Here is a 21,673-nt window from a genome sequence, read left to right as displayed (position 1 = left end):
TTCAGTTCTGCGTCGGCGATGCCGGCCGGTACCCTTGCTGCGCCGGCTGGGGCGGCTGCACCGGACGGTATTCCGGCTGGGGCCGCTGGCCTGGCTGGGCCGGCTGCACGGGCTGGTTCGTGCCCGGTCCCGTGGCGGCGCCCGGACGCGGCGCGACTGGCGCCGGCGGCGGCATCGTGGCCATCGCGCCGCCCGCGGGCGGCTGGCCATTGGTTAAGGGTGGCAGCATCGGCGCGCCGAGGTTGCGCAGCAGGATCGAGTCGTCGTCCGGCTGGCTGTTGGCGCCGGTTGCACGCATGAGCTCGTAGCGGTCCATCGAGATGCTGGTGTTCTGTTCCTTGCTGCGCACCACCACGGGGCGCAGGAAGACCATCAGGTTGCGCTTGACGCGGCTGCGCGACTGGTACTTGAACAGGTTGCCGATGATCGGGATGTCGCCCAGGCCGCGCACTTTCTCTTCGTTGTGGCCTTCGTCATCCGAGATCAGGCCACCGAGTACGATGATCTGGCCGTCGTCGGCCAGCACGTTGCTTTCGATCGCGCGGACGGTCGTGATGAGGCCGCCCGAATTCGCCGGGACCGAATTGTCGATCCCCGAGTTCTCGTGGTAGATCGACAGCTTGATCGTGCCGCCTTCGGAAATCTGCGGGCGTACCTTGAGCAGCAGGCCCACGTCCTTGCGGTCGACCGTCTGGAACGGATTGCTCGCCCCGCTCGCACCGGTCGTGAACGAACCGGTGATGATCGGGATGTTCTGGCCGACCTTGATCGTTGCCAGCTCGTTATCGAGCGTGATCATGTTCGGCGTGGACAAGATGTTGGCGTTGCCTTCGTTTTCAAGGGCGCTGGCAACCGCCCCCAGGCCCAGCTTGCCGTTGATCTGGCGGAAGATGCCGACCGACAGGCCGCTCAACCCCTGCAGGGCACTGGTGCCGCCGGTGGTGCCGCTGGTGCCGCTGGTGCCGCCGGCCGCCGCCGCGGCCAGGTTGATGATGTTGTTGGCGCCGCCATTGTTGAAGGACTGCAGGCCGCCGACGCGGTAGCGGCTGGTGTCGCTGCCGGACAGGCCGACCCACTGCACGCCGAATTCGGACGCCTTGTTCGAGGTCACTTCGACCACCAGCGCCTCGATATAGACCTGGGCGCGGCGCACGTCGAGCTGGTCGATGACCGAGCGCAGGTTGCGGTAGATCGCGTCCGGCGCGGTGATGATCAGGCTGTTGGTCGAGGCGTCGGCCTGGATGAAGCCGGAGCCCTGGCCGCCGCCGGCGCCGCCCGCCGTGGCCTGGCTCTGCTGGCCGAAGGTGTTGCCGGTGCCGCCCATGCCGACGCTGCTCTGCTGGCCCTGCTGGCCGCCGAGTCCGCCGCCGGTGCCGCCCGCGCCACCCGTCGAGCCCGCCTGGATCGAGCCGCCCGAGGTGCCCTGCTGCTGCACCGGCACCGCCGAGGCGTCCTGCGACACCACCGCGCGCAGGGTCTGGGCGACCTTGCTGGCGTCGGCGTTCTTCAGGTAGACCACGTGGATGTTGCCCATTTCCGTGGTCGGCTGGTCGAGCTTGGCGATCAGGCTCTTGGCCATGTTCGCGCGCGCCGCCGAGGGCGCACGCACGATCACCGAGTTGGTGCGGGAGTCGGCCAGCACGGTGACGCGGCCGGCATCGCCGCCCGGGCTCGGCTCCATCAGGCGCGAGACCAGCGTGGCGACGTCGCTGGCGATGCCGTTGCGGATCGGGACCACGTCGAGGTCGCCCGTGGACGGGGCGTCGAGCGCGGCGATGATCTTCGACAGGCGGCGCAGGTTGTCGGCGTAGTCGGTGATGACCAGGCTGTTGTTGCCCGGGTCGGCCATGATCGAATTGTTCGGCGAGATCAGCGGACGCAGCACGGCCGTCAGGTTGGCCGCCGATTCATGCTGCAGGCGATAGACCTGGGTCGCGACCTGGTCGCCGCGCACGCGCGAGCCGCCGACGCCGACCTGGGTCGGCGAGGACTGCAGCTTGGCTTCGGCTTCCGGCACCACTTTCGCGTAGCCGTCGCCGGTGACCACCGCATAGCCCTGCAGGCGCAGTGCCGAGGTCAGCAGGGCGAAGGCCTGGGCCTTGCTCAGGGTGCGTTCTGACACCAGGGTCAGCGTGCCCTTCACGCGCGGATCGATGATGAAGGTCATGCCGGTGTAGTGGCCGACCGCCTTGATCACCGATTCCATGTCGGCGTTGACGAAGTTGAGGGCGGCGCCCCCTCCTTCCTGGGCAAAGGCGGGCACGGGCGGAACCGCTCCGAGGACGGCGCAGCACAGCATGACGTTGGCGGCGAGCCGGCGCACAGCCGGGGTTTGCGGATTTTTTTTCATCATCTGAACTCGAGTGCGATTATGTTCTTGCCGTTCACCATTCGGCGCTGGCCCAACAGATTGAGCAGGTTGCCCAGCGTGTCTTCGTATCCATCGGCCGCTTGCGCCTGGCCCGAAAAGCGCAGACGACCATTTTGCAGAGTACCACTTCCGGAGAGCAACAGCGCGCCACGTACGGTGCGCAGGTTCAGGTCGGCCTGCTGTCCGCGCCAATCCATCGCCACCTCATAACTGCCGAGCGGCTTGACCGGACTCATGCGCGAACCCATATCGGTCAGCGACAGCACGGTCCGCCCCTGCACGGCCACCATCTGGCCCTGGCGCGCGATGTCCAGCAGGTTCCAGGACAGCTTGATCACGCCCGACGGCGCCAGCGTGTTCAGCGGCGCGCCCAGCCCGGCCAGGCCCTCGGCCGGCAGCAGCAGTTCGCCGGCGCTGACCTGCCACTGCGACCAGCTGCCGCTGATCCGCACCGGCTGCGCCAGCGCCCTGTCGTTGGCCAGCTCCATGTTCACCTGGCCGAACAGCACCAGCGGCGACAGCCGCCAGCTGAACCGGCCCGGCAGCAGCGGCGTGACCGCTCCGCCCTCGCCCGCCGCACCGCCCAAGAAGGCTGAACCGCGCCACAGCGTACCCTGCGCATCCCCCAGAGTCAAACGCCCGCCGGTCTGGCGTTCGACCATCGGTCCCAGCCAGGACGCCGGCAGGAACACCAGCACCGTGATGACGGCGGCCAGCGCGGTCAATCCGAGCCACGACAGCGCCCGCTTCATTGGGCGGCGCCGGTGTTCTGGCGCAGCGTCAGGCTGGCGTCGACCTGGCCGGCCACCGGCAGGGCGGTGACGACGGCGTCCTGCACCAGCACACGGTTGGCGCGGCGCTGCTCGTCGAGCCAGGTTGCCAGGTTGGCGAACGACACGTTACTCAGCTGCAGTTTGATGTACTCGCCCGTCATCGACAGCGATTGCGGCGTCAGGCCGCGTCCGCTGAGGCTGGTATTCACGGTTTCCCGGGTAAGCGGCGTGGCCTGCGTGGCCGGCGCACGCGCCAGGCTGCCCGCTTCCTGGGCCATGGCCTGCAGCTCGGCGGCCTGCTGGCGCAGCTGCGGCAGGGAGCGGCGCAGCTGCGCGCGGCCTTCGACGGCCGGGTCGACCAGGATCAGGTAGAGCAGCGCCAGCAGCACGACGGCGCCGCCGACGGACAGGAAACGCCGCTCCTGTTCGGTGCGCGCGAGCCAGAGTGCGTTGGCGCGCTCGCGGTACTGGGCGATGGTGGTGGCGAAACTCATGGCTTGGCTCCTGTGCTGCGGATCACCCAGCTGCCCGGCGCAGCCTCGTCGAGGCTCATGTTGCGCGCGGCCAGGGCGGTGCGCAGCTGCCCGGTCAAGCCGGGGTCGACCGTTTCGGGTTTGACTTTGACCGACAACGCGCGTTCGCGGTATTCGATTGACGCAATGCCGGGTTGGCGTCCGAGCGAGCGCATCGCTTCGCCGAAGGCCGCCGCCATGTAGGTGAATTCGTCGGGCGCCACCTCGCCGGTGCTGGCGCGGGCGCGCGCGATGTTCTGGCGCATCTGGGCCACCGGATCGAGGATCGTGGTCTGGTTCGGATACACCGAGCGGAAGGTCTGGGTCATCGACTGGCGGATGGTCTCGGCTTCGCGGCGCAGGCGCAGCCACTCGACGTTCAGGCCGATCAGGTTGACCGCCACCGCCAGCAGGACCAGGCCCAGCGGCCAGCGCCAGCGGCGCCAGTCGCGCGGCTGGCTGCCGGCGGCGCCCAGGCCGCTCACCAGGTCGAGCGAGGTGCTCTTCGAACCGGCGATCCAGTGCGCCCAGTCGTCGGTTTCCAGCGTGATGCCGGGCCCCGCGTCGGCAGCGAGGACCTGGTATTCGCCCAGCTGGCCGGGCGGCACGTACAGCACCAGCGGGGCGTCGCCGCTGAAGGCGCGCGCGGTCTGCAGCACCACCGCCGGGGCGGCGTCGAGCTCCAGGCCGAAGCCCTGGAACAGGCCCTGGCGCAGGGTCAGCTCGGTGCCCTGGATGGCGGCCGAGACGCTGCCCGGCTGCAGCGGCAGGCAGAGCTGGCCCGGCACGGCGGCCACCGAACGCGCACCCTGGGCCAGCAGGCTGCGCACGATGGTTTCCAGCCAGTCGCGGTCGACCACGGCAATCGGGCGGGTCTCGTCAGGCTGCTGGGGCGCGGCCACCAGCACGTGATCAAGCGGGTCGCCCAGGATGTGTTCTTCGACCAGGCCGGGCAGCGCGGCCTTCAGGCGCGCGCCGGTCAGGGGCGGCGCCTGCACGGACAACAGGTTGACGTCGGCGCCGGCCAGCAGCAGCACGACCCGGCGGCTGGTGCCCACCAGGTCGCCCAGGTTGCGCAGCGGGCCTTCGCCGTGCTGTTCGATGACGCCGCCGTCGTTCACGAGGGCGAAGCGGCTCAGCGCGTGTTCGCCTTCCGCGCGGGCGGGATGCCGGATATAGAGTGTACTCAAACCGTCTCTCTTTCTCGATCTTCTCGATCTTGTTGATCTTATTGATCTGTTAGTACTGGCGGATCCACACCACCTGCGTACCGCCACCGGCAACCAGCGTCGGGAAGCGGTGGACCAGCGCCTCGGCATCCAGGGCGGCGCGGTCCAGGCGGATCCGGCTGTTCACCAGGAACCAGTCGCTCCTCACGCCTGCCGCGCCTGGCGTGATGGGCCTGTTCTGCCCGATTTCCGCGGAAAAGTAATTCATGTCCCGCCAGGCCGCGCGCTGCCGCCGCACGACCAGCGAATTCGCTTCCGACACCGACATGTTCGGCATCAGCGCCGCCAGCACTTCGGCCGGCGCCGTGTTGACGTTCACCGGGGTCACGTCCGGCAGCACGATCACGAACGGCCGCAGGCGCTCGACCATCGCCGGCGTGAAGCCCGGCACCGTCAGCAGGTCGTCCACCGCCAGGAACTTCATCGGCGAGCCGGACACGCTGCTGCGGCTGACCGCCGGCAAACTGCGGCCGCCGGCCGGCGTTCCCCCAGTCGGCGTACCACCCGCCGGCGTACCACCCGCCGGCGTGCCGCCTGTTGGTGCACCTCCGCTCGGCTCGCCGCCTTCCGGCACCGGCGCTTCCAGCGGCTGGCCGGCGGCGACGAAGGCGGCGACCCGTCCCGCCAGCTGCTGGTCCATCTGCAGGTTGCGCAGCAGGCGGCCGAACACTTCCATCTGCTCCGGATTCACCTGCCCCTTGTCGGCCAGATTGCGCAAATTGTAACGCGAGCAAGCATCGATTATGTTGCCGGACAACGTCGCCTCGAAATTTTCCCCTTGAACCCGTTCGCGCTCGATGTACTGGTCGAGGCGGGTTTCCGCCAGCGGCGTGGCCCAGACGTGGTCGAGGGCGGTGAAATCGCGGTGGTCGAGGCCGTCCTGGAACAGCACCAGGCTGGCCCAGTCGAGGGCGCCGCGCAGGATCCACTTGGTCTGCAGGTGCAGGCGCTGGTTCTCCATCGAGCGCACCTGCACCTGCTGCTGCCAGAACAGGCTGGCGACGATGGAGATCGCCAGCGTCGTCAGCAGCAGCGCGGTGATGACGGCCACGCCGCGTTCGCGCAGCCCCCGCATGCGTGGCCGTCTCATGGTTCCCCCAGCAGGAAAGACTTGGTCATCGGTACTTCCTGTCCCTGCACCTGCAGCGCCACCTGCATGCCGGTCGGCGGCAGCGGCACGGTATTCGGATCCTGCTGGGCCGCCGGCACGCCGCCGGCGGTCGCGGCCGCAGCCGCTGCGCTGCCGGAGGTGGCGGCGCTGGTGGCCTGGCGCCAGGCCCGGTTTTCCCAGGTCAGCACCTGCATGCCGGCCACCCCGGCCTGCAGCGCGACGGCGCCGCTGGTATCGGTGTCGCTGACCGCGGCCTGCCACAGTCCGTCGAGCTGGACCAGGTCGCGCACGGCCGGCGACTCGCGCCGCACCAGCACCCCGTTGACGATGCGGTAGGCGACCACCTGCAGCCGCGATGGCTGGTTTTCGGTGAACACCTCGCGGATCATCGTGAAGCGGTCGGTACCCGTCAGCAGATAGGGACGGCGGTCGAGCACGTCGCGTCCGGCGATGTGCTCGCAGTCGCTCTGCATCTGGGCAAAGGCCAGCTGCATGCCGCGCGTGGTTTCCATCTGGTTCGTCAGCGCCACGCGCGCACGGATGATGCCGTCCAGCCCGCGCCAGCCGAGCACGGCGACAATCGCGAGGATGCTGATCGCCACCAGCAGTTCGACCAGGGTAAAACCACGCTGCCGCAGTTTCGAAGTCATAGACGCGGCCTCAGCACGAGTTGGACCAGCTTGACGATGCGCCGGTTCGGATTTTCGATGTCGAACACCGAGACTTCGACGCGGCGCAAACGCGGGTTCGGGCTGGCGAACACTTCTTCCTGGCAGACCAGGTGCAGGTCGCCCTGCGGGCAATCGAAGCCGCGCTTGCCGATTTCCGGAAATTCCTTGCCCAGGCGGATTTGCACGAGGCGGTTCTCGGCCGACCAGGTCGCCATCATCGAGGTCCGCAGGCCGCTGCTGTTGGCGGTCAGGCTGCCGACCGCGCGCAGGCCGGCGCCGAGGGCGGTGCCGACGATGACCAGGGCCACCAGCACTTCGAGCAGGGTGAAGCCACGGGAGCGGGATGTTTTCATGGCGGCGTTCATGGCGGCGTTCATTCGACCGTGAAGTGGCCGACGCCGTCGGCCCGGATCGCGACGCGGTTGTTGCCGGTGGCCAGGATCAGGACGAAGGGCTTGTCGACCGGCTCGCGGCCGAAGGTGATGCGCAGGGGATTGACGGTGCCGGCGCTGGCCGGGTCCAGCAGCAGGGTCAGCGGGCCGTTCTTGAACTCGCGCTCGCGCAGCAGGTCGTCGCCGGTGATCAGGTTCCAGCGCGTCTCGTTGCGGACCAGGAAGTGGTAGCGCTCGGGCGTGGCCTCGAAGGTGACCGGGCGGTTACGGACGATCGCCTCGTCGCGCGCCAGCTGGAGCAGCAGGGTCAGGCGCTGGGCCTCTTTTTGCAGGTCCTGGCGCGGGCTGGGGATCGCATTCAGCGACGCCACCCCCAGCATGATGCCGATGATGACCATCACGACCATGATCTCCACCAAGGTGAAGCCGTGGTCCGGCATCCCGGCCGCCAGACCGGGCCGGGCGGGCCGGCCGCGCACGTGCTTGGTCATCGGGATGGTTCTCCTCGGGCTGCTGGCCGGGCGGACGGGTCAGCTCCGCTTACTTGCTGTCCCAGGAACCGACGTCGGCATCCTCGCCGGCGCCGCCGGGCTGGCCGTCCGCGCCCAGCGAGAACACGTCGACCTCGCCATGCAGGCCCGGCTGCAGGTACTGGTAATTGTTGCCCCACGGGTCCTTCGGCAGTTTCTCGACGTAGCCGCCCTCTTTCCAGCCGCCGGCGGCCGGCCCGGTGGTCGGCTTCTGGACCAGCGCCTGCAGGCCCTGCTCGGTGGTCGGGTAGCGCTGGTTGTCCAGCTTGTACAGCTTGAGCGCCTGCATCAGGGTCGCGATGTCGGTACGGGCGGCGGTGACGCGCGCTTCGCCGGTGCGGCCCAGCAGCTTGGGCACGACCAGCATGCCGAGAATGCCGATGATGACCACGACAACCATGATCTCGACGAGGGTGAAACCGCCCTGGCGGCGCCGCTGCGACATGCGATACGTAATGTTCTGCATAGAATAATGATGGATGGTGGTCAGGAAATCGATTTTGCCAATCGATCTAGTATAAGGCCGAATGGCCGCAATCAGCCACCCGGGAGACTTTCCAATTGTAAGCTAGTAGAAACGGTACCGCACGGCTTGTCAGTGTGCCATGCCGCCCCTGCCGGAAGGCTAGCCGCGTTCGCGGCAGACCGCGCAGGCGAGGTTGCGCCCGACCTGCACTTCGGTCCATTCCATGCCGCGGCCGTCGAGCATCAGGAGGCGCCCGACCAGCGGGCGTCCGCAGCCGACCAGCAGTTTCAGGGCCTCGGCCGCCTGCACGGCGCCGATCACGCCGACCAGCGGCGCGAACACGCCCATGGTGCTGCAGGCCACGTCCTCGAAGCGGCTGTCCTCGGGAAACAGGCAGGCGTAGCAGGGAGAGGCATCGTCGCGCACGTCGAATACCGAGACCTGGCCGTCGAAGCGGATCACGGCGCCGGCCACCAGCGGCACGCGCGCAGCCACGCAGGCGCGGTTGACGGCCTGGCGGGTGGCGAAATTGTCGCTGCAGTCGAGTACGACATCGCTGTCAGCCACGAGTTCCCGCAGGCGCTCGCCGGCCACGCGCTCGCGCAGGGCGACGACTTCAATGTCGGGATTGATCTGGATCAATGCTTCACGACCAGACTCGACCTTGGGTTGGCCGATCCGGGCCGTCGTGTGCATGACCTGGCGCTGCAGGTTGGTGAGGTCGACCTCGTCGTCGTCGACCAGGGTGATGCGGCCGGCGCCGCTGGCGGCCAGGTACAGCGCGGCCGGCGAGCCGAGACCGCCGGCGCCGATCACCAGCACGCGCGCGCCCAGTACCCGCTCCTGCCCTTCGATGCCGACCTCGTCGAGCAGGATATGGCGCGAATAGCGCAGCAGCTGGCGGTCGTCCATGCCGGTCGGACTCACGTCATCGGGCATCACTTCTTCGGGCTGCCCTTCACCTCGGGCGGCTTCTGCTCGGTGCCCGGCAGCCTGGCCGGGGCCGGCGCGTCGGCGTCCGGATCGGCCTTGGCCAGCTTCACCGGCAAGCCCTTGAAGTGATTGATGGCCTGGGCCAGCTGGAAATCGTCCTTGCCGCCGAACTCGGGCGGCGCGGCGCTTTTCAGCATGGCCAGGGTGCGCTGCTCTTCCTCGAGCTCGTCACGCCGGGCGCTGACGGCGCCGTTCTTGCCGACGAATTTGGTCTCGCCTTCGTTCGACAGGTGACGGTCGAGATCGGCTTCGCGCACGCGCAGCGCGTTCAGGCCGTCGCCTTCCGGGGTCTCGTCGACTTTCAGGTCGGGCACGATGCCGAGCGCCTGGATCGAGCGGCCTTTCGGCGTGTAGTAGCGCGCCGTGGTGAGTTTCACCGCGGTGTTCTCGGTCAGCTGGCGCAGGGTCTGCACCGAGCCCTTGCCGAAGGTCTGGCTGCCCATCACGATGGCGCGCTTGTAATCCTGGAGGGCGCCGGCCACGATCTCGGATGCCGAGGCCGAACCGGTATTCACCAGCACCACCATCGGCACCGTCTTCAGCGCCGCCGGCAGCTTGGCCAGCGGATCGGCGCCCGGCCTGGCGTAGAAATCGCGCCGGCCATAGAAGGTGGTGTTCGATTCCGGCAGCTGGCCGCGGGTACTGACGATCACCTCGTTCTGCGGCAGGAAGGCGGCGGACACGCCGATCGCGCTGGGCAGCAGGCCGCCCGGATCGTTGCGCAGGTCCAGCACCAGGCCCTTGATGTTGGGATTCTGGGCGTACAAACCCTTGATCTTCTCGGCCAGCTCGTCGACGGTCTCTTCCTGGAACTGGCTGATCCGCAGCCAGGCATAGCCCGGCTCGACCAGTTTCGCCTTGACGCTGGCCACGCGGATCTCTTCGCGCTCGACCGGCACCACCCACGGGGTATCGGCGCCGCGCCGGGCGATGGTCAGCAAGACCTTGCTGTGCGGTTCGCCGCGCATGCGCGAAATCGCCTCGTCCAGGCTCAGGCCCTTGACCGGCACGTTGTCGATGCGGGTGATCAGGTCGCCGGCCTTGATGCCGGCACGGAAGGCGGGCGTGTCCTCGATCGGCGAGACGATTTTCACGTAGCCGTCTTCCATCGCCACCTCGACGCCGACGCCGACGAACTTGCCCTGCACGGATTCGCGCATTTCGGCGAAATCCTTTTCGTCGAGGTAGACCGAGTGCGGATCGAGCGAAGCGACCATGCCGGCGATGGCGTCGGACAGCAGCTTCTTGTCCTGGACCGGTTCCACGTAATCGCTCTTGATCAGGCCGTAGACATCGGCCAGCTGGCGCAGCTCGTCCAGCGGCAGGGGCGACTCGACGCCCTTTTGCGCCATGGCCGAGAACTGGACCGAGGCCGCCACGCCGGCGACCATGCCGAGGCCGACCAGACCGAGGTTCTTGAGTTTGTTGCCCATTCCTGTTCCTAAGTACCTAGAATTTGACCCAGCCGGCCGGATCGATCGGTTTGCCCAGATGCCTGAGTTCGAAGTATAGCCCCGATTCTCCGTTGCCGCCGGTGCTGCCCGCGCTCGCGATGACGTCGCCGGCCTTGACCGCATCGCCCTCGTGTTTCAGCAGGGTTTCGTTGAAACCGTAGATGGACAGGTATTCGCCGCCGTGGTTGACGATGATCATGTTGCCCCAGCCGCGCATCCACTTGGCGTACACGACCCGGCCCGGACCGACCGCGCGCACGTCGGTGCCTTCCGGCGCCTTGATGAACATGCCGCGCCATACCGGGCCGTCGGCGCGCTTGGCGCCGAAGCGGGCGGCGACGGTGCCGGAAATCGGCGCCGCCAGGCGGCCGCGCAGGCTCTCGAAAGCGCCGCTCGGGAGGTCGGCGGCGAGCGAGGTGTCGGCGGACTTCTGGGGCGCCCTGGTCTCGGCCGGTTCCTCGGCCACCTGCGGCTCTTCCTTGACCGGCGCCGGCGGTTTGTACGGCTTGCCGTGCTTCGCCGCTTCGCGCGCCAGGCGCTCGCGCTCGGCCTGTTGTTCTTTTGCACGCGCCAGCGCGCGCGCCTTCGCCTCGGCCGCGGCCTTGGCGCGCGCGGCGGCCAATTCCTGCTGGCGCTTGCGCTCGGCGGCGGCGGCGATTTCCTGTTCGCGGATCAGTTTCGTCAGGCGATCCACCAGGCCGCTCATGCGCTGGGCGTCCTGCTCCAGCTTGTTGGCTTCCTTGCGCTGGCTCACCAGCTTGCTCGACAGGCTGGCCAGCAGCGAAGCGTGCCTGGCCTTCTCTTTTTCCAGCAGCGTCTTCTGGTCGCGCTGCTCCTGAGCAATTTCTTCGAGTTCGTCCTTGGCGTTTTGCGTCTCGGCCTGGTTCGCCTCGACCGCCGCCAGGTTTTCACGCAGCGAGGTCAGCAGCCTGGCCTGGGCCTGCGATACATAGGCCATCATCTGCAGGTCGCGGTTGATGCGGTTCGGATTGTCGCCCGACAGCAGCAGCTTGATGCGGTCTTCATTGCCCGCGACGTAATGTTCGCGCAGCATCTTGGACAACTGCCGTTTCTGGGCGGCGATGGTCTGGGTCAGGCGCTCCTGCTGGGTGCCCAGGTCTTGCAGCTTGGCGTTGGTCGCGGCCTGCTCATCGGCCAGTTCGCGCAGCGAGCGGTTGGCGTTCGAGATCGCCTCTTCCGACTCGGCCAGCTCGTCGGCCGCGTCTTCCTTTTCGCTCTCGGTGCGGCTGATGTCCTTCTTCAGCGCATTCAGCTTTTGCTGGATGCCGGCACGCTGGGCTTCGGCCTGGGCCTTCTGCTTGCTGCGATTGGTCTGGCGCGGGGCGGCATGCGCGGCCCCGAGCGACAGCGCACACGCCAGCAGGCCGCACAGCAGCTTGCTGCCGGCGGACTTCAAGGCTGGGAGTTGCAAGGTTTACTTCGCCTTCCCTTGGTTCGCCACGGCGGCCATCGCGGCCGCGATCGCTTCCTGGTCGCCCAGGTAGTAATGGCGGATCGGCTTCAGGTTCTCGTCCAGCTCGTACACCAGCGGGGTGCCGTTCGGAATGTTGAGGCCGACGATGTCGGTGTCGCTGATGTTGTCGAGCATCTTGATCACGGCGCGCAGGCTGTTGCCGTGGGCCGAGATCAGGATCTTCTTGCCGGCGCGGATGGCCGGGGCGATTTCCTCGTCCCAGGCCGGCATCACGCGCGCCACGGTGTCCTTCAGGCATTCGGTCAGCGGGATCTGGGCCTTGTCGAGGCCGGCGTAGCGCGGGTCGTCGAACGAGGTGCGCGGATCGTCGGCTTCGAGGGCCGGCGGCGGGGTGTCGTAGCTGCGGCGCCAGACCAGCACCTGCTCGTCGCCGAACTTGGCGGCGGTCTCGCCCTTGTCCAGGCCCTGCAGGGCGCCGTAGTGGCGCTCGTTCAGGCGCCAGTCGTTCCTGACCGGCAGCCACATCATGTCCATCTCGTCCATGGCGAGCCACAGGGTACGGATCGCACGCTTGAGCACCGAGGTATAGGCGAGGTCGAAGGTGAAGCCGGCTTCGCGCAGCAGGCGGCCGGCGGTCCTGGCTTCGTTGACGCCTTTTTCGGTCAGGTCGACATCGGTCCAGCCGGTGAAACGGTTTTCGAGATTCCAGGTGGACTCGCCGTGGCGCATGAAAACGATTTTGTACATAAAGCTTCTCGGATAATAGTGGGATGGAATACGGATTCAGCTTCTATTTTATAATGCGACGATTCAATGTAGTTCAACCGACGGAAACTTCGTGAAATTCATCCTTGACCATATCTTCGTTGTTGCGATCGCCGTGATCTCCGGCGGCGCCCTGTTGTGGCCGGCGCTCGCGCCGCGCGGCCGCCGCGCTTCCCCCCTGCAGGCGACCCAGCTGATGAACCGCGGCAAAGCCACCGCCGTCGTCGACGTGCGCGGCAGCGACGAGTTCGCGGCCGGCCACCTGCGCGACGCAAAACACATTCCGCTGGCAGACTTGGGCAATCGCATTGGCGAGTTGGACAAGTCGAAAACCAAGACCGTGATCGTGGTGTGCCAGAGCGGCAATCGCGCCGACAAGGCGGTGCGCCAGATCAAGGCGGCCGGCTTCGACGACGTCTACGCACTGGATGGCGGCATCGCGGCCTGGACGGCTGCAGGCCTGCCCCTGACCAAATAATCGTTCGAAAGGATTGCTTATGACTGCCCATGTCGTTCTCTACCACACCGCAAGCTGCCCCTACTGCGTGCGCGCCGAGCGCCTGCTGGAAGCCAAGGGCGTGACCGACATCGAGCGCATCCGCGTCGACCTCGACCCGGAACAGCGCGCCATCATGATGCAGCGCACCGGCCGCCGTACCGTGCCGCAAATCTATGTGGGCGATACCCACGTCGGCGGCTTCGACGACCTGTACGCGCTCGACCAGGCCGGCCGCCTGGATCCGCTGCTGAAGGGCGAAGCGGCCTGAACGCGGGCTTGAATGCCACGGAAATGCCATTGACATGCCATTGAAATGTCGCTGAGCGTCGGGGCGGCCGGCAATGCTATTGCAACCGAATTGGTTTTGATACAATTGCCGACGCCTTGACATTCAAGCATATGGGACGGCTCGTCCGTCCTTCACACTATTAACGAAAGCGTTCCATGGCTGACGAAAACCTGCAACCCGTGTTCCAAATCCAGCGTATCTACTTGAAAGATATGTCGCTGGAACAACCGAATTCCCCGGCGATCTTCCTCGAGCAGGAAGCCCCGACCATCGAGGTCTCGCTGGACGTCGGCGCCGAAGGGATCGCCGATGGCATCTACGAATCGACCGTGACCATCACCGTGACCGCCAAGGTCAAGGACAAGGTCGCTTTCCTGGTCGAGGGCAAGCAGGCCGGTATCTTCGAAGCCCGCAACATCCCGGCTGACCAGATGGATCCGCTGCTGGGCATCGGCTGCCCGAACATCATCTATCCTTACCTGCGTAGCAACATCGCCGATTTCATCACCCGTGCCGGCTTCCCGCCTGTGCACCTGGCTGAGATCAACTTCGAAGTGTTCTACCAGCAGCGCCGCCAGGCGCTGGCCGAGCAGGCTGCCGCAGCTGGCACGCCGGCCGCCAACCAGTAATAACAAGTAAGACCCCGCTGTTCGGCCTGCCTGTAGCAGGCTGGCCGAACAGGCCTCTGTTTCTGCCTTTCGGCGCGTGCCGTTTTCCCAAAGGCCTGTCATGCTCACCAATCGACTCCGCCAACGTCTCATCGCAGGCAGCATCCTGTTGCTGGCATCCTGCGCGGCCGCGGCCTTCGATTTCAAGACGGTGGGCGCCCATCCCGCAATCCTGTACGATGCCCCGTCCGCCAAGGGCGGCAAGCTGTTCATCGCGCCGAGCGGCATGCCGGTCGAAGTCGTGCTCAGCTATGGCGACTGGGTCAAGGTGCGCGATGCGGCGGGCGACATGGCCTGGACCGAAACCAGGAACCTGTCGGCCAAGCGCAACGTGATCGTGCGCGCCGCCTCCACCCGCGTGCGCGCCGCACCGGAAGACAATGCCGCCGTCCTGATGACGGCCGATAAGAACGTCCTGCTCGAACTGGTCGATCCGGAAGCCGGCCCGTGGGTGCGCGTGCGCCACCGCGACGGCATCAGCGGCTATGTCAGGGCGTCCGAAGTCTGGGGCATCTAACCCCACCCACCCCATGCACGAAGCCAAACAACCACAACCCATCACTGTCCTCGGCGCCGGCGCCTGGGGCACGGCGGTCGCGATCGCGCTGGCCGCCCGCCACGACGTCCTGCTGTGGGGCCGCAACCCCGAGCAGATGGCCGCCACCGAAGCGGCGCGCGACAACGTCACGTACCTGCCCGGCCATCCGCTGCCGCCCGCCTTGCGCGTGAGCGCCGACTTCGAGGCCGCCATCGCCCACGTCACCGGAGCGCCGGCCGGCACCACGCCGCTGCTGATCGCGGCCTGTCCGGTGGCCGGCCTGCGCCCGCTGCTGGAGCAATTGAAAGGCCGGTCCATCCCGAACATCGTCTGGCTGTGCAAGGGTTTCGAATACGGCACCGGCCTGCTGCCGCACCAGGTGGTGCGCGAAGTGCTCGGCGACAGCGTGCCGGGTGCAGCCCTGTCCGGTCCCTCGTTCGCCCAGGAAGTGGCGCGCGGCCTGCCCTGCGGGCTGACGGTGGCCTCCAGCTCGGCGGAACTGCGCGAACGCGTGGTCTCCCTCGTGCACGGCGGCAGCGTGCGCGTGTACGCCTGCGACGACATGGTCGGCGTGGAAGTCGGCGGCGCGGTCAAGAACATCCTCGCCATCGCCACCGGCGCGGCAGACGGCCTGGGCCTGGGCCTGAATGCGCGCGCGGCATTGATCACGCGCGGCCTGGCCGAGATCACCCGCCTGGGCACCGCGCTCGGCGCCCAGCCCAGCACCTTCATGGGCCTGACCGGCATGGGCGACCTGATCCTGACCTGCACCGGCGACCTCTCGCGCAACCGCCGCGTCGGCCTCGCGCTGGCCCAGGGCAAGCAGCTCGACACCATCGTCAAGGAACTGGGCCACGTGGCCGAAGGCGTGCCGTGCGCAAAAGCCGTGCGCGAACTGGCGGCGAAACTCGGCGTGGACATGCCGATCACCAATGCGGTGGCCGGCGTGCTGTTCGATGGCGCCTCGGTGCAGGAAACCGTGGACCGCTTGCTGGCGCGCGATCCGCGAAACGAACTGGCGTAATCCGCGTGGGCACCGTAAATCAGTCCACCGGACTGATTTACCCCACCCTGCGCCCAGCGATTCAGGTGTTCGGCGCCCCGCGCGGGTCGCGGGTCGGGCCGCCGCTGTTGTCGCCCGGGTGCAGCAGGATGGTCATCAGGGCCACCGCGTCCTTGTTGGCGCGCACCGCGTGCGGTTCGCCGCCGGCCAGGTAGACCATCTCGTTCGGCCGCAGGATGGTGGTGCGGCCGTGGGCGTCGAAGGCGATCTCGCCTTCCAGGCACAGCAGCGTCATTTCTCCCTCGACCCGGTGCTCGGGCAGCGGTTTCTCCTTGGGCAACACCAGCCGGATCAGCTCCATGTGATCGGTCTTGATCAGCGCGATCGACGTGAAGTTCGCGATGTCGTCCTCGTCCCGCGAAAGTAGAATCCGTTCTCCCGATACTGCGTGTTGCAAGGCCATGTCGCTCTCCAATCAATCAATCATTCTTCGTGTGTCTGGGGCACCCCGCGCAGCCAGTCGACCAGCGCGGTGGCGTCCTTGAATCCCTGCACGAGCTGGGGCACCAGTTTTTCCGGGGCGTTGACGTCGAGTTTCGTCTCGGTCCAGACGAAATAGCTCTTGAGCTTCAGGTATTCGACCAGCGGGTGGCTCGGGTCGAAGCCTTTCGGCGGACGCTGCAGTTTGTCTTCCTGGGTCAGGTCGCCATAGGTCTCGCGCAGATGTTTATTCTTCAACATTTTGCCGAACCCTGTCGCATCGTTGACCACGTGTTCGCGGATCGCCTTCAGGCGCGCCGCCGGCGGCAGGTATTCGCCGGCGCCAAACTGCAGGGTGCCGTCGGCCTCGATGTGAAAGTAATAGGTCGGGCCGCCGGCGGCGCTGGGGCGGCGCTTGTCGCCCGGCGCGATGCCGGCCGAGAAATGCGTTTTATAGGGCGTCTTGTCGTGCGAAAAGCGCGTGTCGCGCTGGAAGCGGAACGCCGCCTTCTTCGGCTCGCAGGCCGCCACCTGGCGGTCGAACTTCGACAGTTCCCGGATCAGTTCGGTCAGCGTTTCGATGAACTCGGTGCGCAGGATGTCGTAGCGGGGTTTATTCCAGAGGAACCAGGGGCGGTTGTTGTTGTCCTTGATCTCGGTAAGGAATTGCGTCAGGTCGCGCAGGTGCATAAGTTTTTCTTATTCAACAAAAGGAATTCAGGGAGTCTGGCGCGGGCGGCGGCCGACCGTGACGTCGAGCGTTGCCTGCCGATTCTTGCGCATCACCGTCATTTGCGCCTTGCCGCCCGGCGGCAGCTCGGCGATCAGGTTCAGCATGTCGTTGGTGCTGCCGACCTTCTTGCCGTCCACCGACAGCAGGATGTCGCCCGGACGCATGCCGGCGCGGTCGGCCGGACCGCCGCGCACCACGCCGGCGATGATGGCGCCGCGGTCGCGCGCGAGCCCGAAGCTGTCGGCCAGTTCCGGCGTGATGTCCTGGGATTCGATGCCGATCCAGCCGCGCACCACCTGGCCGTGCTTGACGATGGAGTCGAGCACGGTCTTGGCGGTCGAGACGGGAATGGCGAAGCCGATCCCGACCGAGCCGCCGGTCTGGGAATAGATCGCCGAGTTAATCCCGAGCAGGTTGCCGCGGGTGTCGACCAGGGCGCCGCCCGAGTTGCCGAAGTTGATCGCGGCGTCGGTCTGGATGAAATTCTCGAAATGGTTGATGTGCAGGTTGTTGCGCCCCAGCGCGGAGATGATGCCGAGGGTGACGGTCTGGCCGACGCCGAAGGGATTGCCGATCGCCAGCACCACATCGCCCACGCGCGCTTCGTTCGGGTTGCCGAGCACGATCACCGGCAATTTGTCGGCCTTGATGCGGATCACGGCGAGGTCGGTTTCCGGATCGGTGCCGACGATGCTGGCGGCGGCCTTGCGGCCATCGGCCAGGCCGACCTCGATCTCGTCGGCGCCTTCGACCACGTGGTAGTTGGTGAGGATATAGCCGTCGGCGCTGACGATCACGCCCGAGCCCAGGCTGGCCATCTGTTCCTGCGGCGGCAGCTTGTCGCCGAAGAAGCGGCGGAAGAACGGATCTTTCAACAGCGGATGCGCCTCGCGCAGGGCCTTGCTGGTCAGGATGTTGACGACGGCCGGCATCGCGCGCCCGGCCGCATCGCGGTAGCTGCCAGGAGCCGCCCCCGCCGGTCCGCCGCCCGGCGCCTGCAGCACCGGCACCGAACGGCCGGGGCCGCCGATGCCGACCTGGGCCGGCGCACGCTGCATCGACAGCGCCCCCAGCCAATCCGGGCGCAGCGCCGCGATCACGGCATAGATGCCGAGGGCGATCGTGACGGTCTGCGCGAACAGGAGCCAGTAGCGCCGCATGATGCGTGGCCGGTCGGCCTCAAGTGCGATGCTTCAGCGAATCGCGGATCTCGCGCAGCAGCAGGACCTCTTCCGGCGCCACCACCACCACTTCTTCCTGCGGACGGAACGAATTGCGCATCCGGTTCATCAAACGCACCATCTGGAAGATCACGAAAGCGAGGATCAGGAAATTCAGCAGGACCGTCAGAAAATTACCGTAGGCCAGCACGGCGCCTGCTTTCTTCGCCTCGGCCAGCGGCAAGCCATAGGGCTGGCCGTTCAGGGGCAGGTAGTAACTCGCGAAGTCGAGTCCGCCGAACAGCCTGCCGATCGGCGGCATGATCACGTCCTGCACCAGCGAATCGACGATGCGCCCGAAGGCCCCGCCGATGATGACGCCGACCGCCAAGTCCATGACGTTGCCCTTCATCGCGAACTTCTTGAACTCTTCCATCATAGCCATCCCGATTCTCCTTGTCGTTTTTACATAGCTGTCGAAAAGATACCCCCTGACGATGATACTCCAAAGCCGGGCTTCCGCTGCCGCGAGTGAGTCCAACCCTGGCCGCAGGGGGAAGCGGAAAATGCACATTTGGAAGGCATCATGACGCTAAGAACGTTTTTTCTTTAATTTGCAAAACTGTTCACATATAATCGACTGTTGCAATAAAGGTTTTTACCTATTTGCAATCTATTGCATTGCAGCATTTCGCATTTGACGAATGGAGTTGGTATGAGTAATGAGAAGCAGGTCGATACAGGCCGGCGAGGCTTGCTCGTGGCTACATGCGCGGCGGGTGGCGTTGTCGGTGTTTCAACGGCCGGAGTTCTGGTAAGTACTTTCCAGCCTTCGGAACGAGCGAAGGCGGCGGGCGCGCCGGTCGAGGTGGACATCTCCGACGTCAAGCCTGGCGAAATGAAAGTGGTGGAATGGCGCGGCAAGCCGGTCTGGATCCTGCGCCGCACCCCGGAAATGCTGGCCAGCCTGCCGAAGAACGACAGCCTGGTCGCCGATCCGAAATCCGAAAAGCCGTACCAGATGGAAACGCCTGCGTACGCCAAGAACGAAACCCGTTCGCGCGCCGAGCACAAGGAAGTGCTGGTCGCGGTCGGCATCTGTTCGCACCTGGGCTGCTCGCCCTCGTCCCGCTTTGCCGAAGGTCCGCAGCCGAACCTGCCGGACGACTGGCACGGCGGCTTCCTGTGCCCCTGCCACGGTTCGACCTTCGACCTGGCCGGCCGCGTCTTCAAGAACAAGCCGGCGCCGGCCAATCTCGACGTCCCCCCGTACATGTACCTGGCCGATAACAAGATCCTGATCGGCAAAGACGAGAAAGGCGAGGCATAAGATGGGCGCAGCTTTCAAGGAAACCAAACTTCCGGCCGATGCGCCGAAGAGCCAGAAAGCGCTGGCCTGGGTCGACGACCGCTTCCCGCTGTCGAAACTGTGGAACGATCAATGGGGCAAGTACTACGCCCCGAAGAACTTCAACGTCTGGTACATCTTCGGCTCGCTGGCCATGCTGATCCTGGTGCTGCAGATCGTCACCGGCATCTTCCTGACCATGCACTACAAGCCGGACGCCAGCCTGGCATTCGGCTCGGTCGAATACATCATGCGTGAAGTCCCGTGGGGCTGGCTGGTGCGCTACATGCACTCGACCGGCGCCTCGATGTTCTTCATCGTGGTCTACCTGCACATGACCCGTGCGCTGCTGTACGGTTCCTACCGCAAGCCGCGCGAACTGATCTGGCTGTTCGGCTTCGCCACCTTCCTGTGCCTGATGGCGGAAGCCTTCTTCGGCTACCTGCTGCCGTGGGGCCAGATGTCGTACTGGGGCGCGCAGGTGATCGTCAACCTGTTCAGCGCGATCCCGCTGATCGGCCCGGACCTGTCGCTGTGGATCCGCGGCGACTACGTGGTGTCGGACGCGACCCTGAACCGCTTCTTCGCCTTCCACGTGATCGCGATCCCGCTGGTCCTGCTGGGCCTGGTGGCCGCGCACCTGATCGCGCTGCACGAAGTCGGCTCGAACAACCCGGACGGCATCGAAGTGAAGGAAAACGTGGGCCCGGACGGCCATGGCGTCGACATGATCCCGTCGCACCCCTACTACACCACCAAGGACCTGTTCGGCGTCTCGGTGTTCCTGTTCATCTACAGCGCGGTGATCTTCTATGCACCCGAGATGGGCGGCTACTTCCTGGAGTACAACAACTTCCTGCCGGCCGATTCGATGAAGACCCCGCCGCACATCGCGCCGACCTGGTACTTCACGCCGTTCTACTCGGTGCTGCGCGCCACCACCTCGGACTTCATGTGGGTCGTGATGGCCGGCGTCGCCGCCTACGTCGTGTTCATCTGGCTGCGCTCGCGCCTGTCGTACAAGACCAAGCTGATCGTCACCGCGATCGCCGTGGTGATGGAAATCGGCATGCTGACGCTGGATGCGAAGGTGTGGGGCGTGGTGCTGTTCGGCTCGTCCGTCGTGATCCTGGCCCTGCTGCCGTGGCTGGACCACTCGCCGGTGAAGTCGATCCGCTACCGTCCGGACTGGCACAAGTATGTGTACATCGTCTTCGGCATCGCGTTCATCGCACTGGGCTACCTCGGCACCCAGCTGCCGACCCCGGCCTACACGCTGATCGCCCAGGCCTGCACGCTGATCTACTTCAGCTTCTTCCTCCTGATGCCGTGGTGGAGCGCCTCGGGCCGGTTCAAGCCGGTGCCGAACCGCGTGACCTTCACTCCGCACTGACCTTCACTGCGCAAAGGACAACCATGAATTTTTCGAAGAAGATACTCGCGGTCCTTGCCTTGCTGCCGGGATTCGTCTTTGCAAACGAGGGAACTTTCCCGCTGGATCACGCGCCGGAGCGCAACGACATTGCGTCGCTGCAAAACGGCGCCAAGCTGTTCGTCAACTACTGCCTGAACTGTCATTCCGCATCGGCGATGCGCTACAATCGCCTGCGGGATCTGGGCCTGAGCGAGGACCAGATCAAGAACAACTTGCTGTTCTCCGGCGAGAAGGTCGGCGACATGATGACGATCGCGATGCGCCCTGCGGACGCGAAAGCCTGGTTCGGCGCGGTGCCGCCGGACCTGTCGGTGATCACGCGCGCCCGTTCGTCGGGCGCCGGTTCGGGTGCGGACTACCTGTACACTTACCTGCGCACTTTCTACAAGGACGACACCCGTCCGACCGGCTGGAACAACATGGTGGTGCCGAACGTCGCCATGCCGCACGTGCTGTGGCAGCTGCAGGGCGTGCGCACCGCCAGGATGGTCGAGGAAGACGATCCGCATGAACACGGCAAGAAAGTGCACAAGTTCGCCGGTTTCGAGCAGGTCAGCAAAGGCCAGCTCACGCAGCAGGAGTTCGATACCCAGGTGGCCGACCTGGTCGCCTACATGAACTGGATGGCCGAGCCGGCGCAGGATCTGCGCAAGCGTCTGGGTGCGATTGTGTTGCTGTTCCTTGCTATTTTCGCTTTCCTTGCCTGGAGACTGAACGCTTCTTATTGGAAAGACGTAAAGTGATTTGATTGCCCGGTTATAATGCGGGCAATTATTATCCTGGGGTGAGCCGCTTGCGCTTCACCCCTTTGTTTCTTG

The 21,673-nt window shown here is 66.0% G+C and carries 25 protein-coding genes; 8 read left to right on the top strand and 17 right to left on the bottom strand.

The annotated features are described in order from the left end of the window. Position 1: 1 nt before the first annotated feature. The 13 genes from gspD to gpmA all read right to left on the bottom strand — a co-directional run bounded on the left by gspD (position 2) and on the right by gpmA (position 12,684). Positions 2-2,350 carry a type II secretion system secretin GspD gene (gene gspD, locus AC3A6M_RS09975; RefSeq protein ID WP_487852618.1) on the bottom strand — a complete coding sequence of 783 codons (2,349 nt, stop codon included), beginning with the start codon at positions 2,348-2,350 and terminating at the stop codon, positions 2-4. Next, a complete protein-coding gene (gene gspN, locus AC3A6M_RS09970) occupies positions 2,350-3,123 on the bottom strand; it encodes a type II secretion system protein N (protein ID WP_487852561.1) in 774 nt (257 codons plus the stop codon). The genes gspD and gspN overlap by 1 nt, the downstream gene beginning before the upstream one ends. After that, positions 3,120-3,638: a type II secretion system protein M gene (locus AC3A6M_RS09965; RefSeq protein WP_487852560.1), complete on the bottom strand. Its 519-nt coding sequence runs from the start codon at positions 3,636-3,638 to the stop codon at positions 3,120-3,122. The genes gspN and AC3A6M_RS09965 overlap by 4 nt, the downstream gene beginning before the upstream one ends. Further along, positions 3,635-4,846, bottom strand: coding sequence for a type II secretion system protein GspL (gene gspL / locus AC3A6M_RS09960; RefSeq protein ID WP_487852559.1), 1,212 nt, complete (start codon positions 4,844-4,846; stop codon positions 3,635-3,637). The genes AC3A6M_RS09965 and gspL overlap by 4 nt, the downstream gene beginning before the upstream one ends. Positions 4,847-4,895: 49 nt before the next feature. Continuing rightward, positions 4,896-5,975: a type II secretion system minor pseudopilin GspK gene (gene gspK, locus AC3A6M_RS09955; RefSeq protein ID WP_487852558.1), complete on the bottom strand. Its 1,080-nt coding sequence runs from the start codon at positions 5,973-5,975 to the stop codon at positions 4,896-4,898. Next, complete coding sequence (locus tag AC3A6M_RS09950; RefSeq protein ID WP_487852557.1) at positions 5,972-6,646, bottom strand: PulJ/GspJ family protein; 675 nt, start codon at positions 6,644-6,646, stop codon at positions 5,972-5,974. The genes gspK and AC3A6M_RS09950 overlap by 4 nt, the downstream gene beginning before the upstream one ends. After that, entirely contained in the window at positions 6,643-7,020 is a 378-nt protein-coding gene (gene gspI / locus AC3A6M_RS09945) for a type II secretion system minor pseudopilin GspI (protein WP_487852556.1), read from the bottom strand. The genes AC3A6M_RS09950 and gspI overlap by 4 nt, the downstream gene beginning before the upstream one ends. Positions 7,021-7,040: 20 nt before the next feature. Continuing rightward, on the bottom strand, positions 7,041-7,550 hold the full coding sequence (gene gspH, locus AC3A6M_RS09940) for a type II secretion system minor pseudopilin GspH (protein ID WP_487852555.1): 510 nt from the start codon (positions 7,548-7,550) through the stop codon (positions 7,041-7,043). A 49-nt stretch (positions 7,551-7,599) separates the two neighbouring features. After that, positions 7,600-8,055: a type II secretion system major pseudopilin GspG gene (gene gspG, locus AC3A6M_RS09935; protein ID WP_487852554.1), complete on the bottom strand. Its 456-nt coding sequence runs from the start codon at positions 8,053-8,055 to the stop codon at positions 7,600-7,602. A gap of 159 nt (positions 8,056-8,214) precedes the next feature. Then, positions 8,215-8,967: a HesA/MoeB/ThiF family protein gene (locus tag AC3A6M_RS09930; RefSeq protein WP_487852617.1), complete on the bottom strand. Its 753-nt coding sequence runs from the start codon at positions 8,965-8,967 to the stop codon at positions 8,215-8,217. Between the two features lie 26 nt (positions 8,968-8,993). Continuing rightward, positions 8,994-10,481 carry a S41 family peptidase gene (locus tag AC3A6M_RS09925; RefSeq protein WP_487852553.1) on the bottom strand — a complete coding sequence of 496 codons (1,488 nt, stop codon included), beginning with the start codon at positions 10,479-10,481 and terminating at the stop codon, positions 8,994-8,996. 16 nt (positions 10,482-10,497) lie between these two features. Then, a complete protein-coding gene (locus AC3A6M_RS09920) occupies positions 10,498-11,934 on the bottom strand; it encodes a murein hydrolase activator EnvC family protein (protein WP_487852552.1) in 1,437 nt (478 codons plus the stop codon). Positions 11,935-11,937: 3 nt separating this feature from the next. Then, positions 11,938-12,684: a 2,3-diphosphoglycerate-dependent phosphoglycerate mutase gene (gpmA, locus tag AC3A6M_RS09915; RefSeq protein ID WP_487852551.1), complete on the bottom strand. Its 747-nt coding sequence runs from the start codon at positions 12,682-12,684 to the stop codon at positions 11,938-11,940. Positions 12,685-12,775: 91 nt separating this feature from the next. Here gpmA and AC3A6M_RS09910 point away from each other — a divergent pair, with 91 nt between their 5' ends. From AC3A6M_RS09910 to AC3A6M_RS09890, 5 genes are all read left to right on the top strand, one after another. Then, a complete protein-coding gene (locus AC3A6M_RS09910) occupies positions 12,776-13,180 on the top strand; it encodes a rhodanese-like domain-containing protein (protein ID WP_487852550.1) in 405 nt (134 codons plus the stop codon). 19 nt (positions 13,181-13,199) lie between these two features. Further along, positions 13,200-13,469 (top strand): glutaredoxin 3, encoded by a 270-nt coding sequence (grxC, locus tag AC3A6M_RS09905; RefSeq protein WP_052234210.1) that lies wholly within the window; start codon positions 13,200-13,202, stop codon positions 13,467-13,469. 176 nt (positions 13,470-13,645) lie between these two features. Then, entirely contained in the window at positions 13,646-14,119 is a 474-nt protein-coding gene (secB, locus tag AC3A6M_RS09900) for a protein-export chaperone SecB (RefSeq protein ID WP_487852549.1), read from the top strand. A gap of 100 nt (positions 14,120-14,219) precedes the next feature. After that, positions 14,220-14,675 carry an SH3 domain-containing protein gene (locus AC3A6M_RS09895; RefSeq protein WP_487852548.1) on the top strand — a complete coding sequence of 152 codons (456 nt, stop codon included), beginning with the start codon at positions 14,220-14,222 and terminating at the stop codon, positions 14,673-14,675. A gap of 13 nt (positions 14,676-14,688) precedes the next feature. Beyond that, complete coding sequence (locus AC3A6M_RS09890) at positions 14,689-15,720, top strand: NAD(P)H-dependent glycerol-3-phosphate dehydrogenase (protein WP_487852547.1); 1,032 nt, start codon at positions 14,689-14,691, stop codon at positions 15,718-15,720. A 61-nt stretch (positions 15,721-15,781) separates the two neighbouring features. Here the strand turns inward: AC3A6M_RS09890 and AC3A6M_RS09885 are convergent, their stop codons facing one another. From AC3A6M_RS09885 to mscL, 4 genes are read right to left on the bottom strand one after another with little or no spacing between them, the layout of a single operon-like run. Continuing rightward, positions 15,782-16,162: a cupin domain-containing protein gene (locus AC3A6M_RS09885; RefSeq protein ID WP_487852546.1), complete on the bottom strand. Its 381-nt coding sequence runs from the start codon at positions 16,160-16,162 to the stop codon at positions 15,782-15,784. 20 nt (positions 16,163-16,182) lie between these two features. Next, positions 16,183-16,869, bottom strand: coding sequence for a DUF2461 domain-containing protein (locus AC3A6M_RS09880; protein ID WP_487852545.1), 687 nt, complete (start codon positions 16,867-16,869; stop codon positions 16,183-16,185). Between the two features lie 27 nt (positions 16,870-16,896). Beyond that, complete coding sequence (locus tag AC3A6M_RS09875; protein WP_487852544.1) at positions 16,897-18,072, bottom strand: Do family serine endopeptidase; 1,176 nt, start codon at positions 18,070-18,072, stop codon at positions 16,897-16,899. Between the two features lie 19 nt (positions 18,073-18,091). Next, complete coding sequence (gene mscL / locus AC3A6M_RS09870; protein WP_487852543.1) at positions 18,092-18,517, bottom strand: large conductance mechanosensitive channel protein MscL; 426 nt, start codon at positions 18,515-18,517, stop codon at positions 18,092-18,094. A gap of 270 nt (positions 18,518-18,787) precedes the next feature. On the opposite strand from mscL, the gene petA reads away from it, so the two are divergent. Genes petA through AC3A6M_RS09855 form a run of 3 tightly spaced genes read left to right on the top strand, consistent with a single transcriptional unit; the run spans position 18,788 to position 21,598 of the window. Continuing rightward, positions 18,788-19,402: a ubiquinol-cytochrome c reductase iron-sulfur subunit gene (gene petA / locus AC3A6M_RS09865; protein ID WP_487852542.1), complete on the top strand. Its 615-nt coding sequence runs from the start codon at positions 18,788-18,790 to the stop codon at positions 19,400-19,402. Between the two features lies 1 nt (position 19,403). Next, positions 19,404-20,813 carry a cytochrome b gene (locus AC3A6M_RS09860; RefSeq protein WP_487852541.1) on the top strand — a complete coding sequence of 470 codons (1,410 nt, stop codon included), beginning with the start codon at positions 19,404-19,406 and terminating at the stop codon, positions 20,811-20,813. 23 nt (positions 20,814-20,836) lie between these two features. Beyond that, positions 20,837-21,598, top strand: coding sequence for a cytochrome c1 (locus tag AC3A6M_RS09855; RefSeq protein ID WP_487852616.1), 762 nt, complete (start codon positions 20,837-20,839; stop codon positions 21,596-21,598). Positions 21,599-21,673: the final 75 nt, after the last annotated feature.

The sequence above is a fragment of the Telluria sp. Soil_C_11 genome, assembly GCF_057657395.1.
Note: the sequence above shows the minus strand (reverse complement) of the source record. Positions and strands in the feature narration are given on the sequence as shown.